The sequence below is a fragment of the Chryseobacterium sp. R2ACT005 genome (assembly GCF_049949215.1).
Lineage (GTDB): Bacteria > Bacteroidota > Bacteroidia > Flavobacteriales > Weeksellaceae > Chryseobacterium.
Genome location: NZ_CP188192.1, coordinates 4,351,552 through 4,368,623 on the forward strand (window position 1 = coordinate 4,351,552; position 17,072 = coordinate 4,368,623).

The 17,072-nt window shown below is 35.4% G+C and carries 9 protein-coding genes; 7 read left to right on the forward strand and 2 right to left on the reverse strand.

All coding sequences use genetic code 11. From position 1 onward, the window contains the following. Positions 1-142 precede the first annotated feature (142 nt). From ACPF63_RS19995 to ACPF63_RS20025, 7 genes are all read left to right on the forward strand, one after another. The gene (locus ACPF63_RS19995) at positions 143-2,401 is read left to right on the forward strand and encodes a lectin-like domain-containing protein (RefSeq protein ID WP_426481052.1); all 2,259 of its coding nucleotides are present in this window, start codon (positions 143-145) and stop codon (positions 2,399-2,401) included. Positions 2,402-2,560: 159 nt separating this feature from the next. Next, positions 2,561-4,819: a T9SS type B sorting domain-containing protein gene (locus ACPF63_RS20000; RefSeq protein WP_426481053.1), complete on the forward strand. Its 2,259-nt coding sequence runs from the start codon at positions 2,561-2,563 to the stop codon at positions 4,817-4,819. Positions 4,820-4,940: 121 nt separating this feature from the next. Further along, entirely contained in the window at positions 4,941-5,567 is a 627-nt protein-coding gene (locus tag ACPF63_RS20005) for an NAD(P)H-dependent oxidoreductase (protein ID WP_426481054.1), read from the forward strand. 33 nt (positions 5,568-5,600) lie between these two features. Further along, on the forward strand, positions 5,601-7,172 hold the full coding sequence (nadB, locus tag ACPF63_RS20010; RefSeq protein WP_180564988.1) for an L-aspartate oxidase: 1,572 nt from the start codon (positions 5,601-5,603) through the stop codon (positions 7,170-7,172). A gap of 12 nt (positions 7,173-7,184) precedes the next feature. After that, positions 7,185-8,045, forward strand: coding sequence for a carboxylating nicotinate-nucleotide diphosphorylase (gene nadC / locus ACPF63_RS20015; RefSeq protein ID WP_426481055.1), 861 nt, complete (start codon positions 7,185-7,187; stop codon positions 8,043-8,045). A gap of 208 nt (positions 8,046-8,253) precedes the next feature. Next, on the forward strand, positions 8,254-10,899 hold the full coding sequence (locus ACPF63_RS20020) for a TonB-dependent receptor (RefSeq protein WP_180564987.1): 2,646 nt from the start codon (positions 8,254-8,256) through the stop codon (positions 10,897-10,899). 69 nt (positions 10,900-10,968) lie between these two features. Beyond that, positions 10,969-11,709, forward strand: coding sequence for a nucleotidyltransferase domain-containing protein (locus tag ACPF63_RS20025; RefSeq protein ID WP_426481056.1), 741 nt, complete (start codon positions 10,969-10,971; stop codon positions 11,707-11,709). Positions 11,710-11,736: 27 nt separating this feature from the next. Here the strand turns inward: ACPF63_RS20025 and ACPF63_RS20030 are convergent, their stop codons facing one another. Next, entirely contained in the window at positions 11,737-13,935 is a 2,199-nt protein-coding gene (locus ACPF63_RS20030; RefSeq protein ID WP_426481057.1) for a peptidase domain-containing ABC transporter, read from the reverse strand. 19 nt (positions 13,936-13,954) lie between these two features. After that, entirely contained in the window at positions 13,955-17,062 is a 3,108-nt protein-coding gene (locus tag ACPF63_RS20035) for a lantibiotic dehydratase (protein WP_426481058.1), read from the reverse strand. Between the last annotated feature and the right edge of the window lie 10 nt (positions 17,063-17,072).

A 17,072-nucleotide genomic window follows, 5' to 3' on the forward strand; every position in this document is an offset into this window, starting at 1 on the left:
GCCCCAGCCTCATATTTACCATTTCATCAGAAGAAACAAGATTTATTAAAAAATAATTAAATTTTTTAACAAAATTAACATTAAATACATATTGTTTGATCGGGATTTAATATCTTTACACATTAATCAAAGTCCCATTTAAATGAATAAAAATCTATTATTGTATTTATCTGTTTTTTTACTTTGTATAGCCGGGAAGTCCTTTGCCCAGACTTATCAGCTTATTGGAAACCCAGTGACTACTACTGGATGGACGATGGTTTCCCCTACTCAGGTAAACACAGATTTTATTCAGCTTACCCCGGATACCAACAACCAATCCGGTTCTATCAGACTGAATGACCCTATCAATTTAAAATATTGTGACAAATGGAGAGTGGAATTTGATTTCAGAATGGATTCCAACCAAACCTCTAACGGAGATGGAATTGCCTTCTGGTATCTGGCCAATCCACCTGTCGCCAGCGTATTGGGATCCGGTCTGGGGGTATCTCAAAATGCAGTAGGCCTTGTTGTAGGTTTTGACACTTATAACAATACTACAACTGCTACAATGAGCAAGGTTCACGTTGCTTATGGACAAGTTCAAAATACAAGTGATACGAATAATGTTGAGTTCTTTAATGTTGCGGGAAGCTCCTTCCATTCACCAGATCTGAATACAACCCAACCTTTTCAGGGAACCACCTTTAAGCATGTTGAAGTAACGGCACAGGTAGATCCAGCGAATCCTACAAGCTGGATATTAAAAATAACAATAGACGGCAATGTAATCTGTAATCAGTCTTTTGCTCCTTCCGGAACGGCTGCCGCAATGACTGTAGGATATTTTGGATTTTCAGCTTCCACAGGAGGTGCAAGATCAAGACATTCTATTAAAAATGTAAAAATTTATACTGATAAAGTTCCTATTTTACAAAACTCGGCTACTCAGTCTTTCTGCCCTAATCCGACTACCGGATATGGCTCTGTAAACCTGACATCTTTCAATTCGCAATTCGTCAACAATACTTCAAATTATACATTTACGTATTATCCACTGGGAAGTTCTACCCCTATTGCCAACCCCGCCAACTACCAATTCAATACAAATACAACAGTTACGGTTGTTATTAAAGATAATGCAGGACTGCTCTGTGATAATCCGGATGGTAAAATCTTACTCGTTCTCGCTCCTTTTAAAGCTGAGGATAAAACCATTACTGTATGTAATAATAACAAAGCCGGAACGGCCGCTTTCAACCTGAATACAGCAAATGTAACAGGTGTTCCGGGAGCGGTTAAAAAATATTATAAAACGTTAGCAGATCTCAACGCAGATACTAATGAGATTCAAAATCCCGGCAACTATATATCTGCTCCGGGAGACGTGTATGTAAAAGTTACAACTCCTCAGGGATGCACAGGTTCGGCAAAAATCACGCTGGCATTTTATCCTGACACACCTGTGAAAGAAGCCACACTCAGATCATGTTTTATTGAAAACAATATTACCAGTGCTATTTTTAATCTGACCACTGCTGATGTTACTACATTAACTTCTGGAGTGACAAAAAAATACTACACCTCCATTGCTAATGCTTTAGACGGAACCAATGAAATCATGAACCCTCTTCAGTACTTATCCACAAGTACTGCCGTTTACGCAAAAGTAACAGATGCCAACGGATGTTTTAATATTGCTAAAATCAACCTTATTGTACTACCACCTGTTCCTTCTTCTGTTCTGAAAGACAAAACCATTTGTATTGGTGAAAAAACAGATCTGGATGCAGGTCCTGGATTTGATGGCTATGAATGGAGCACTGGAGAAACCACCTCATCTGTTAAAGACCTGGGAGTAGGTGTTTATTGGGTAAAGCTTAAAACAGGCAACTGTATCACGACACAGATTGTAAAAATAAATGCATCTGCAAATCCTGTGATTTCCAGCATTGATATTGACAACAACACGATCACCGTAAATGTAGCAGGAGGAAAACCTCAGTATCAATTCTCTCTGGATGGAGTCAACTGGCAGACCAGCAACATATTCACCGGACTGGCAAGAGGAGAAGTAAGAGTATATGTAAAAGACTTCTATAACTGTACTCCTGTTGAAGTTCAGATCACTGTACCAAACCTGATTAATGCCATCACTCCGAACGGTGATAACGTAAACGATTTCATAGACTACTCTGCACTCGCTTACAAAAAAAACTTAGTATTTATCGTCTACGACAGATATGGCAATAAATTGTATGAAGCCGGAAAGATGAGAAACTTCACTTGGGATGGAACTGCTTCCGGTAAAAAAGTTCTTACAGGTACTTACTGGTACACCATCTCATGGAACGAAAACAATAAAGACAATACTGAAACTAAATACTCAGGCTGGGTATTGGTAAAAAACAGAGAATAAATTTTACTATCAGAAACTACCTCATTTGGGGTAGTTTCGGTATTAAAACAAGACCTGTTTAATCAGAGATTGGGATCAGATATTGTTTTATGATCAATTCAAACATTAAAAAAACAATTTTATTTCTAAGAAAAAGTATAACATCACAATCCATCCACTATGAAAAAAGATATACTCATTTTTGTACTGACTATCTTATTATGCTTGCCGGGAAGCCTATTTTCGCAAACCTACCAACTTACCGGAAACCCCGTAAATACAACAGGCTGGGACCTTGTCTCTGATGCTGTAGTAAGCGGAGACTTTGTAAGGCTTACAACCGATCAGACCAGCAGATATGGAGCTGTAAAATTATCCACACCTATCACCCTGAGCTATTGTGATAAATGGAAAGTGGAATTTGATTTCAGAATTGACGGAAATGGAACTACTCAGTTTGGAAAAGGAGATGGCTTTACCTTCTGGTATCTTGCCAATCCACCCACAGGATTCGTTTCAGGAGGAGGACTTGGTATCCCGGCGAATGCTTCAGGGCTAATGGTTGGTTTTGATATTTTCAATAACACTACGGAAGGTCAGATGAGTAAAGTTCACATTCTTTATGGCACCAATAATACAGCTGGTAACAATATTGAATTCAACACCACTCCTGGAAGTACCTACCATTCTCCTGATCTTATCGCTACTCAACCGTTTGTAGGAGATACTTACAGACATGTTGAAGTAAACGGAGAAACAGACCTTACCAACCCAACAAACTGGATTATCAAAGTAAGAATCAACGGTGTACTTATCGTAGATCAGTCTTTTGCTCCTTCCGGAGGTGCAGTAGGAATGTCACAAGGATATTTCGGTTTCTCTGCAGCAACCGGAGGTGCCAGCGCAAGACATTCTATTAAAGATGTTAAAGTATTCGTAGATAAAGTTCCTATTTTAAGCAATACGGTAACTCCTTTTGTATGTACAAATCCCGCTACCGGAAATGGTGTCGTGGATCTTACTTCTTTCAACTCTCAATTTGTGAATAATCCCGGAAACTATCTTTTCAGTTATTATGTATTGGGAAGCTCTACACCTATTGCCAATCCTGCAAGTTTCCAATATTCAGGAAATACCACCATCAAGGTTGTTATAAAAGACCCTACTTCCACTCTTTGTGATAATGGTGACGGTGTTATTCAGCTTAATCCTACTCCTTTTGCAGCAACTGACGCTACCCTTTCCGGATGCAATAACAACAATGCCGGAACAGCGACCTTTGATCTTAATTCTGCTGCTGTAACAACTGTTGCCGGAGTTACAAAGGAATTCTATCCTACATTATATGACCTTAATAATGACACCAACAAAATCACAAACCCTTCAGCTTATGCTTCCGCACCAGCTACACTATATGTAAGGGTAACAACTCCCCAGGGTTGTGTAAGTACAGCTAAAGTTACGCTGAACATTTACCCTGTTGTGGTTGTCAACGATACCGAAATAAAATCCTGCTTTATAGAAACCAATCCATCTATGGCCTCTTTTAATCTTACAGGAGCCATCGTTTCCCAAGGCGGACTTACAAAAGAATATTACCCATCATTAACAGATGCAATCAGTGGAACTAATGCAATCTCTACTCCGGCGGCATACATTGCTCCGAACGGAGTCATTTATATTAAAGTATTTGGCGCAAACGGATGTTATTCAATTGCTAAAGTTACTTTAACGGTCATCCCTCCAGTTTTCTCAAGAACTTTACTTGATCAGACTATCTGTATAGAAAATACAACCACATTAGATGCAGGAGCTGGTTTCAAAAGCTATGAATGGAGCACGGGAGCGACCACTCAATCTATCAAAAATGTGGGAGTAGGTACTTATTGGGTAAAACTTAAAACCGGAGATTGTATTGCAACACAAAAAGTGACAGTATATCCTTCCGATAATCCCGTTGTTACTACTGTAGATATTTCAGGAAGCACAGTGACAGTCTATGCCAATGGCGGAACTCCACCTTACCAGTATTCTATGGATAATATCAACTGGCAGGATTCCAATATCTTTACCAATATTGCCAGAGGTGAGGCTACAATATTCGTAAGAGACGGTTATAATTGTGCTCCTGTTGAAGTTAATATTACAGTACCTAATCTGATCAACGTGATCACTCCTAATGATGACGGTATTAATGATTTTGTTGATTATTCTGCACTTGCCAATAAACAGAATCTGGAAATAGGCATCTTCGACAGATATGGCTACAAAATGTTCCAGGCTGATAAAACCAATGGCTACAAATGGGCAGGCACCACTAATGGAAGTAAAAAAGTTCCTACAGGAAATTACTGGTATTCTGTTTCATGGAATGAAAATAATAAAAACAGTACTCCGATAAAATTCTCAGGTTGGATTGTTGTAAAAAACAGAGAATAATTACACTTTCCATCACATCAAAAGAATCACCCTGCCAGCCAGGGTGATTTTTTGTATTAACAGAGCGGAGATATTTCATTTTAAAGACTCTTTATTCATATTCAATTCTTAAATTTGTCCTATGAATTATTTGGAAGCTTTAAGCAGAAGATATTCTGTAAAAAAATTCAATCATCAGATTATTCCTCAGGAAACCCTTCACAATATTCTTGAGTCAGGAAAGCTGTCTGCCAGTTCTCTGGGACTTCAGCCCTATAAAATTGTGATTGTTGAGAGTGAAGAAATGAAGCAGAAACTGATTCCGGCTTTCTATAATCCTTCTCAGATTTCCACCTGTTCTCATCTTATCGTTATTATTTCAAAGAAAATTATTGAAGAGAACTATATCCGGGGATATTTTAATCATATTTCTGAAGTAAGAGATACTCCTGTTGAAAAACTGGATCCTTTCAAAAACAGTATAAATCAGCACATCACCCAGAAAACAGAGGATGAAATCTTCAACTGGGCAGAAAAACAATCCTATATAGTTTTGGCCAATCTTATGTATGCCGCCGCTATTGAAAATATAGACTCCTGCCCTATGGAAGGTTTCCGCCAGGATCTTATAGAAGAAATTCTGAATATCAATCCCGAAACAGAAAAAGTAACCGTTACCCTCGCTTTAGGCTACCGTTCTGAAGAAGACCATTTTCAGCACATGAAAAAAGTAAGGAAACCAAACGAAAAATTGTTTAAATTTATTTAATCGTTCTAAAACGATTGTACCTAAAGCAAGCATATGATAAAAGCGGATGTATTAGTAATCGGTTCCGGCATTTCCGGACTTTCCTATGCCATTAAAGTTTCTGAACAGCTCCCTGATGCCAAAATCATTATCGTAACCAAATCTGACGAAGACGAAAGCAATACCAAATATGCACAAGGCGGTCTGGCCGTAGTTACAGATTCTAAAAATGATAATTTCAGCAAACATATTGAAGACACTATGCGCGCCGGAGACGGTGAGAACAAACGCGATGTCGTAGAAATGGTCGTTACGGAAGCTCCAAAAAGATTTAAAGAAATTGTAGAATGGGGGGCCCAATTTGACATGAAGAACGGCAAATTCGCTTTAGGAAGAGAAGGAGGCCATACTGAAAACAGAATCGTACACCACAAAGATATTACAGGTTTTGAAATTGAAAGAGCTTTGCTGGAAACAGCCAATAACAGCCCAAATATTGAAATTCTTGACCATCATTATGTAATTGATATCATTACACAACACCATGTTCCCGGAAAAGAACTCAACGAAGGAGATATTCATTGCTATGGAGCATATATTCTGGATGAAAAGTCCAAGACCATCAAAAAAATTACTTCTAAAATAACACTGGTTGCAACAGGAGGTGCAGGACATGTTTATAAAAACACTACCAACCCCACCATTGCTACAGGAGACGGAATTGCTTTTGTAGCCCGCGCGAAAGGAAAGGTTTCCAATATGCAGTATTATCAGTTTCACCCAACAGCTCTGTACAGCAAAATGGACGGAATGTTGTTTCTAATTTCGGAAGCAGTTCGTGGAGACGGAGCGAAATTAAGAACCAAAAGGGGCGAAAAATTCATGCATAAGTATGATGAACGTGAAGAACTAGCATCCAGAGATATCGTTGCAAGAGCCATCGACGCCGAAATGAAAATTACCGGAGACGAATTTGTGGGTTTAGACTGCAAGGAAATGAACCATGAAAAATTCTTAGAACATTTCCCTAATATTTATAAAAAATGCAGAGACGAAGGAATTGATCCCTTCACTCAATTAATTCCCGTTGTACCGGCCTGCCACTATTTAATGGGAGGTATTGAAGTTGACAGAGACGGACAGTCCTCCATCAGAAATCTTTTTGCTGTGGGTGAATGTACCAACTCAGGACTTCACGGAGCCAACAGACTTGCTTCCAATTCATTACTTGAAGGCTTGGTTTTCGGGCACAATGCTGCCATGAAAACCGTAGAACTTCTGAATGAAAATAGTTTCAACTTTGATGATCTGAAAGCCGTTCCGGAATGGAATGAAGAAGGAATGAAAATCATGGACGAAATGGTAATCGTAAGCTATCTCAGAAAGCAGCTTCAGGAAATGATGAGCGACCTGGTAGGTATTGTAAGAAGTAACAAACGTCTGAATATGGCACTCCAGAAACATCAGGAAATTGCTGCTGCCGTGGATGAAATTTACCACTACTCTATCCTTTCTCCTCAATTATCAGAATTAAGAAACTTAACAACCGTTGCCTACCTCATCATTACCCAGTCTATGGAAATGACGGAGAATAAAGGGGCATTCTATAATAAAGATTTAGCCTAAAAGCATCACAAAATGAAAAGACCAGCATACGTAACAGATAAAGCATTAAAGACATTTATAAAAAACGCTCTTGAAGAAGATATTCAGGATGGAGACCACTCTACCTTGTCTACCATTCCAAAGGATCTTGTGCAAAGTGCTAAGCTTTTAGTAAAACAGAACTGTATTCTTGCAGGTGTTGAGCTGGCAGAAATCATTTTCAAGACTTTTGACAAAAATCTGAAAGTGGAAGTTTTCATTAAAGACGGTGCTCCTTGTAAATTTGGAGATGTAGCACTTATGGTAACAGGAAGTGCAAGATCTATTCTTTCCACTGAAAGATTCGTTCTTAACTGTATGCAGAGAATGAGCGGTATTGCTACGCTTACCCATGACTGGGACTCAAGATTGGTAGGTACAAAAACCAAACTTTTAGATACAAGAAAAACAACTCCTAACTTCAGAATGTGTGAAAAATGGGCGGTTGCCATAGGTGGAGGAACCAATCACAGATATGGTCTTTATGACATGATTATGCTGAAAGACAACCATATCGACTACAATGGAAGCATCACCAATGCAGTGGCAATGGCCAAGGATTACGTTAAAAAGAACAAAAAAAAGTTAAAAATAGAGGTTGAAACAAGAAACCTTGAAGAAGTTCGCGAAGCCATCAATGCAAAGGTTGACAGAATCATGCTTGATAATATGGATGTAAATACCATGAAGCAGGCGGTAAAAATGATCAACGGCTCATGTGAGTCTGAAGCTTCAGGCGGAATTACCCGTGATATGCTTAAAGAAATTGCTTCAACAGGGGTAACATTTATTTCTGTAGGAGCCCTTACACACTCTGCTGAGAATATAGATTTGAGTCTCAAAGCAGTGAAATAGCGTTGAATTTTTAACAAAAACACCCCCACTTTGTTAGAAATTCAATAACATGACTTTTTTCATATAAAAATTCAATTTTTAGCCATAATACTGATTTTTAACACATTAACATTATTAAGACTGATTAAAAATTAACATTGAGTTAATAATAGTTAAATTTTATTTTGCGAATTTTGCAGAAAATTAAATCTAACTATTACTAACGATTATGAAATTAATCAACAAATCGATACTAACTGCGGTTATTACATTATCTACAGCTAGTGTTTATTACGCTCAACAAGTTCAGGACACGGTGCAGACTAAGTCCAAAGATATTGACGAGGTAATCTTAAGAGGTGTTACGGATATCGCTAAAGATAGAAAAACACCTGTTGCTGTTTCTACCATTAAATCTGCACAGATTGTAGAAAGACTGGGTAACCAGGAATTTCCAGAGATTTTAAAAACTACTCCTTCTGTGTATGTAACAAGAGGTGGTGGTGGGCTTGGTGATGGATCACTAAGAATTAGAGGATTTGATACTAAAAATACGGCTGTAATGGTTAACGGTATGCCTGTTAACGATATGGAAGGAGGTACAGTATATTGGTCTAACTGGCAAGGGCTAAGCGACGTAACTACATTTATGCAGATGCAAAGAGGGCTTGGGGCATCTAAATTGGCAATTGCTTCTGTAGGAGGAACTATTAATATGCTTACAAAAGCTGCTGATGCAAAACAAGGTGGTAACGTAACTCTTGGGGTAGGTAATAATGGGTTTTTAAAAACTTTATTTTCTTATAATACTGGTAAAAACCAGAATGGCTGGTCTACATCATTTTTAATGAGCAGAACCTCTACTAACGGTTATATTGACGGAGGTAAAGGAGAAGCTTATAATTATTATTTCGCTTTAGGTTACAAACCTAGTGAAACTCATGAACTTCAGTTTACTTTTACCGGAGCTCCACAATGGCATGAGCAAAACTTTCAGTCTCCTATATCTGCTTTTCTAAAATATGGTAAAGACGGAAACCCTAACAGAAGATACAACCCAAACTGGGGATATCTTAATGGACAAGAGTTTTCAACAAACAGAAACTGGTATAGTAAACCTGTTGCCATGTTAAACTGGGACTGGAATATGAACTCAAAATCCAAGTTATCTACAGTATTGTATGGTTCTTGGGGTAGAGGTGGTGGAACTGGAATGCTTGGTTCAATCAATGGTAAAAATACCAATTATGCAGACAATTCCCCATTAAGAGATGCTAATGGAATTATCCGATGGGATGATATCGTAAAATGGAATCAAGGTGGATCTGTTCCGGATTTTGGGGCAAATAAAACTGCTACTAATGGAGAAATTGGACTTAATACATCTAATAATGGACTTACCAGAAGAGCTAGTGTAAACTCACATAACTGGTATGGGATCTTGACTAATTTCCAACACAAAATCAATGATAATTGGAATTTTTCAGTTGGTTTTGATGGAAGATATTATTATGGATATCACCCGGGATATGTAACTGATTTCTTAGGAGCCTCAGGTTACCAGGAAAAAGGAAATTTAAATTATCCTGGTGGGTATATTGTAAGAGATTCGTTCAATGCTGTTCCTTCTGCTAATCCATTTGCTAAAGCTACTAAAGGTGATACCCAATACGCATATAGAAACTTTGATGGAGAAGTATTGTGGGGAGGTTTCTTTGGACAATTAGAGTATTCTACAGAAAAATTCTCTGCTTATATTCAAGGATCGGCTTCAGAACAAGGTTTCCAAAGAATTGATAACTGGATTGTTGATGGTGTAACGGTTAAAAACGGACAAATCCAAAATACTAAAACAGGTTTCAAATATCTGTTCGGATATAATGCAAAAGGGGGAGTAAACTACAATATTAATGAGAATCATAATGTTTTCGGTAATATTGGATACTACGAAAGACAACCTAACAACTATGGAGTCTATCCAAGTAATAACCAAAATCTTAACCCTAATCTAACCAATGAGAAGGTGATGAGTGGAGAACTAGGATATGGTTATAGAAGCTCCAAACTCACTATGAATGTGAATCTTTATTATACTTCATGGAAAGACAGATTTCAAAGATTTACAAACCTTCCTAACTTAACCGATGTTAATGGAAAACCAGTGTCCCGTCCTTATGCTAATATGGATGGTATACAAGAGGTTCATATGGGAGTGGAATTTGAAGGCGCTTATAAAATCACTAATTATATTACTGTTAATGGTATGCTATCTATTGGTGACTGGAAATATAAAGGTAATGCAACTGGTGAGATTTTTGATGAAAATGACCAACCTGTACAGTTAGCGGCCGGACAAAGCAATAGAAGAACTTTTGCATTAGATAAAGTAAAAGTTTCAGATGCCGCTCAAACAACAGCTTCTGTTGGAGTAACTGTAAACCCTGTAAAAAATCTTTCGGTGTATGGTACATGGACTTATGCTGATAAATACTACGGAGGAGTAAGCTTTAATCAGGATTATTTAGTAGGACCAAATGGAGAAGTAACTGATGCTGCAAAAAAAGGAGCATTAAAGTATCCTAGCTTTAGTCTTTTCGATGTAGGTACATCATATACTTTAAAATTAAAAGATCAAAAGCAAAGTTTTGTATTTGGAGTTAATGTATATAACTTATTTGACAAATATTACATTTCTGATGCCAGAACTTCTGTTCATACAAAACAACTATCTGACTTTAAAGATAATTCATCTGCAACTGCACAGCAACAATTTGATGCATATCAAAACACTCTTTATAAAGGTATAGATCCTTCAAACCAAGTGTATTTTGGAGCTGGAATTACATGGTCAGCATCTATTGCATTTAAGTTCTAATATCTTAATATATTAACATAAAAACCCGCCAATGGCGGGTTTTATTTTTTATATTTATAAAAAATAAATATGGATATAGCTCTTACCGAATTTATCAAACATTGGAAATCCAAAGACTATGTAATTGGAATTGTCTTAACCGGTAGTCATGCATTGGGATTGCAAAATGAAAATTCAGACATTGATATCAGAATTATATTTGATCATACACAAAAAACAACACTGAAAGGCATAAAAAATAAAATTTCATACTTCGCTGAAAGTATTGACTCTGTAAAGAAAAGAATGCAGCAGGACTATGTACGCAATATGAAATTCGAAGCCAGGCTTTTTAGTATCGGAAAGATATTATATAAAAAAAATAACGCAGTTGATGATTTGATCATCATTGCTCAAAAGTTTATGAATACACCTTTCAGGAATATTCAACATAACAGAGATGCTATCATATTAAAAACTTATTCGCTTTCAGTTAATTACAATTATCTGATGCATAATGAATCTTCAAAGCTCTATGCCTATAATTACATGAGCTTTTTGAAGAATGCTTTACATACCTATTCCTGGTTTATGAGCTATGAATTATTTATTGATGTAAAAACAGATCTGATCCTAAATGATCCTAATTACAGAAGGACCAACTTATGGCAAGATTATCCGGATAAAACTTTCATTAAAATCTGGACAGACTGTATAGAAGGCGAGTACAATAATGAGAATATTAGAAAAATTTATAATTATCTTCAATCACAAATGATACAAATTGAAGGGAGAGATTTCGAAGTAGTACGGGAGGAAAATATCTTTTAATTTACTATTAAAAAATAAGCATGTGTGCTAGTTTCCAAGCTCCAATTGATTTTTAACAAGTTGATAGTAAGCCCCTTTTAAACCAACCAATTCCATATGAGTACCTTCTTCTATAACTTTCCCCTGATCAAGAACAATAATTTTATCTGCATGTTTCACTGTTGATAAGCGGTGCGCAACAATGACAGCTGTACGACCTTTAAAAAATTGTTCAAGATTATCAATTATCGTTCTTTCATTATTTGCATCTAAAGCACTGGTCGCTTCATCAAAGAATATATATTCCGGAGATTTATAGACAGCCCGCGCAATAAATAAGCGCTGTTTCTGACCACCGCTTATACCCATACCCTCATTACCGATCTTAGTATTATAAGTCAATGGAAGACCTTCTATAAATTCTTTAATATTGGCAACATGCACCGCATGTCTTAATCTGGATTTATCAATATCATCATCCCCTACTGCAATATTATCTGCAATCGTATCATTAAAAATGTAACCGTCCTGCATAACAACACCCACATGATCCCGCCACATTACCGGAGAAATATTTTTAAAGTTTTGATTTCCAAGCTTAACCTCTCCTTTTGTAGGCTCATAAAACTTCAATAATAACTTAATCAGGGTGGTCTTACCACTACCACTAACACCAACGATTGCTGTTGTTTTCTGATAGGGAATTACCAGATTCAGATTCTCAAAAATATTCTGATTTGATCCTGTATATCTAAAACTTAGATTATGTACAAGCAGATCTCCTCCAGATATTTCCGGAATATATTGGGATCCCGCAGTTTCTTCTTCATCTTTCTCATGGATTTCATTAAGTCTTTCTAATGAAATACTGGCATCCTGTAATTGCTTAATAAAGCCTATAACCTGTCCTATCGGGCCATTTAACTGACCTATGATGTACTGTATAGACATCATCATTCCCAATGTAATATTACCGTCAATGACCAATTTTGCTGAAAGAAAACTAATAATCATATCTTTTATCTGATTGATAAATCCACCACCAATAGACTGCCACTGATCCAAAGCAAGACTCTCTATTCTTAACCTAAATATTTTTACCTGTAATGACTCCCAGGCCCATCTCTTTTTCTTTTCGGCATTTTGCATTTTAATTTCCTGCATACCATTAATCAACTCAATTACCTTACTTTGGGTCTGAGATACTTGAGAGAAATTTTTATAATCCAGATCTTTTCGCTTTTTTAGGAAAAAAAGAATCCACATCGAATAAAATGTAGCCCCCACTAAAAATACTAGAAACAATCTATAATCATAAAACAATAAAATAATACTGTAAACAAAAAAATTAACAATGGAAAACAATGTACTCAATGCTGAACCTGTAAGCAACTGCTCTATTCTTGAGTGATCTCCAATCCTCTGCATAATATCTCCTGTCATTCGGGTATCGAAAAAACTGATAGGCAATTTCATTAGTTTAATAAAAAAATCTGAAACTAATGAAATATTAATTCGCGTACTCAGATGGAGTAAAATCCAGCTTCTGACAACATCAATTCCCATCCTTCCGAGATACAACATAAACTGAGCAATCAGTACGAGGTAAATAAAATTAATATCTTTATTCTGAATCCCTACATCCACAATGCTTTGCGTAAGAAAAGGAAGGATCAGAGAAAGCAAACTTCCTGCAAGCAGACCTACCGCCAACTGAATAATTAGTGATTTATATTTAATTGCATAGCGGCTAAGAAATCTTAGATTAAGTTTTTTTTCATCATCCCATTCTTTATTATAAAAGGCTGGAGTAGTTTCTACAACCAAAGCAATACCCTCTTTTAAGGTTTCATCGGCATTATTTCCGATCCAGTGTTTTATAAATTCATCTTTCTTATAGGTGACAAGTCCATGAGCTGGATCAGATACATAGATCAAATAATCTCTCGATTTCTTCTTAATTTCATATACTACTACAAAATGTTTTTTATCCCAATGAACAACACAGGGTAAAGGGATAGCCCTTGAAAGAAGATCAAAATTTATTTTTACACCATTCGTTTTAAATCCAATCTTTTCCGCAGCATTACTTAAATTTAATAAACTGCTCCCTATTCTTGTTGTTTCGGAAAGCATTCTTATATACTGTAAGTCAACCAACTTACCATAATATTTACTAATAATACGTAAGCATGTTGGACCACAATCCTTAGCGTCGGGCTGGCGATAAAAAGGGAATTTTTTCACAATGATTTAAATAATAAACTTATACTTCAACAGATTTCCGTGCTTTAATCGACTGATATTTTTTTAATAAGAAAAAATAAATTTTAAATTCATTAAAGCGTTGCTTTTCTGTAAATAACCGATTCATACTCATGTGAATATAGCTGGACAAAACATTTAAATAGTCATTTTCAACATTTTTTTTAACCTGGTCAATAACCTGTTTTAAATTGGATTGGTTAATAAGCTTTATTACATCTGCGCTGAGTTTTTCAGCAATTACAATATCCTTAATCCTTCTCTGCTCTTCATGTAAGGTATTTCTCATCATCTTATCTTTCGTGTACTCGAACTCTTTTGCATAGTAATTAAATTGTTTTTCCAGAAAATGTAACCTGACCTCGTCATTGAGATCAGAAAGATTAAGATAGTGCTCTGTCAGATAATAGCCTACTAAAAACAGATCCTGATAGCTTATATTATTCTTCCATTTATATATTTTGCATATCAATGATGAATCATAATAAAACAGAGTTTCAGAATCAATAATATTTTTACCTCCATATCTTCCTAACTCTCTGGCATATGTATCCTGAACAATATTAGATACATACCCCTTTCTAACCAACGGTGTCAATATACTATTACAAGCTTTCATTATTAAAGAAAGAAACTCTAAATCATTTACATACAAGCGTAATCTCAAATGCTGCTTGGGATCTGAATATCTTATAAAAAACCATTTTTCAACAATTCCTTTTTTAACAAATTTACTTTCAATACAACCCGCAAGCTGGAGAAGTATTTTATTGATGAACTTAAAATCCACATAAATTTTAAGATAAACCCAATGAGACCCTGGAATAAACACATTGTCATTGTAAGCATCTTTATTATTCAGTCTCCTTTCCACAGAAGTTCTTATAGTGGGATACTTTTTATCCTTATTTATAAAAGGTACTATAATTTCTTTATGATAAACAGTGCTTGCGTGTTCATTCGTCTGTTCCCATAAACTCTCATATAAAGTGATATACTTATCTTTCTTATCAATAATTTTCCACAGCATATCCATACCTAAGGAAGTTGATATATCCAGGCAAATTGTATTATCTCCTTCCTTAAAGATAACTAAATCATGAATACTTAATCCTTTTCTGATTACCTCAAATTTATTATTGAAATCAATGAGATTTTTACATTTTTTTAATCCTATAAATTTTTCATTTCTTATAATCCACTTTTTAGGCTCCAATACATAATTCCCGTACATCACTCTTGGAAAAGACTCTTCAACAGAGTCTATGATTCCCCAATCCCATACTTTAATATAGGGATTACTCTGATATTGCATATCACATAAAAAATGATAGATAGGAAGACCATTCTTACTAAAGTTATGAGCGTTGGATAAACGAGGTTTAATAGGCTTTTTTAGTTTTTCAGAAAATAAAAACAGTTCATTATTTATCACCTGAATGTAAAGATCATCTACATTAATTTTTTGTTTTTCAGGAAGTACAGAATTAGACAGATAAGGAATTTCATACTCTCCAAAATGAGGCCTTGCAATTACATTCCCAGATCTTGCTTGTGGTAAATGAATAATCTCAGCATAGATATAATTTTTGTCCAGTTCTTCATGTTCATGAATTAATGTACTTAGGTTATTATAAACATTATCATGTGAAGAGCAAAAACGTCCCATAAGATTATTTCCTAAAGAACTTGATAGAGATGCAATGTGAATGAGATTCTCATCCTTGCGGGGATAGATTTTTAAGAAAAAATTAATATGTGGGAGATCAGCTGGTACAGCATCATTGAAATGAGTTTTTATATCAGTTGTATTAATAGTAATCTGATCTTTATTATGTTTTAAATATTCATGGTATTTGTGTAAAACAAAAGTTGTCAGTTTATTATTATCATTTTTTTTTCCATTATCATAAAAATCCCTCGTGCTTTTGGCACTCTTGTAACCAATCCCCAATTCTCCATCTAAAACCTCTGCTAATTTAACCTTTCTATCTTCATAACGTTCTTTGAATGCTCTTTTAAAAACTTCAAACCAGGAATTTTGAGAAGGAGGTGTAGAAAATTTAGAAACAATATTGATTAAACCTTTTAATTCTTTCTTTGTATCAATAGTAAAAGTCTGATCATCTTTTAAATCTATAACATCAAGTTGTATCAAATTCTTTTCTGGTATTCCGGGCAATACAGTAGTAACATGTTCATGGATTTGTTTATACAGTTCTATGTTTGACCGACTGCTGTTAACCTGAAGCAATAAATCTTTTACTTTTAGTAAAAGATTTCTGATTTTTGAGATTTTATCGTTGATCCGATTTTCATGTAGGTTTTTCAGAAACTCTAACAGGATATCAAAATAATCTTTCCCTGAAATATTGATATCCAGATTACTTGTTAAAACTTTATTAAGAATTAACTCACTAATATAGTTAGCCAATTCTTCTTTTGAAACATCATATTTATTTAATAATTTCTCAACCAATAAAGTATAACTTATACCAGATCGGGAGATCTTAATAATATAAGACAATACTTCATCAGGTTCCAACGATACAAGATGATGGGTGAGATTCATTTTTTTTAATCTGTATTCCACATACCTGTATGTTCCTCCTGCTTTATATAAGCTATTGTTTACTCTGTAGGTTAAGAACTCCTGTACGCCTTCAAGTTTCGAAATATAATCTCCTATTTGATATTGCACCTCCATGTCTAAACGTGGGAAATATTGTAATGAACCTGATATTTCTTTACCTTCTCCCTGTTCTTTATAGGTACCTTGGCTAAAATTAGCAAATAAACCAAATGGTGTGCAGCGACTTGCTGACCTTATATAATATTTAGCTAAAGAATGAAGCAATTTTTTCTTGTCCTTATCTGAGAAGTTCTCGGGCGTTGCAGCATATTTCAGGGTCTCATTATATAGAACATCAGATGCCAGATATAATGCCTCATTTAATTGATAGTTTTCAGAAAATTCTTTAATAAGATAATTCAGAATCTCTTTATCATCATTAGTTTCAGAAAATTTATAAAATTCAAAAAGATTTTTTAAAGACAGAAGAGGTTTCCTTACCGCATAAAAATTACTCTCGTACATTGTTGTTGACATAATTAAAGAA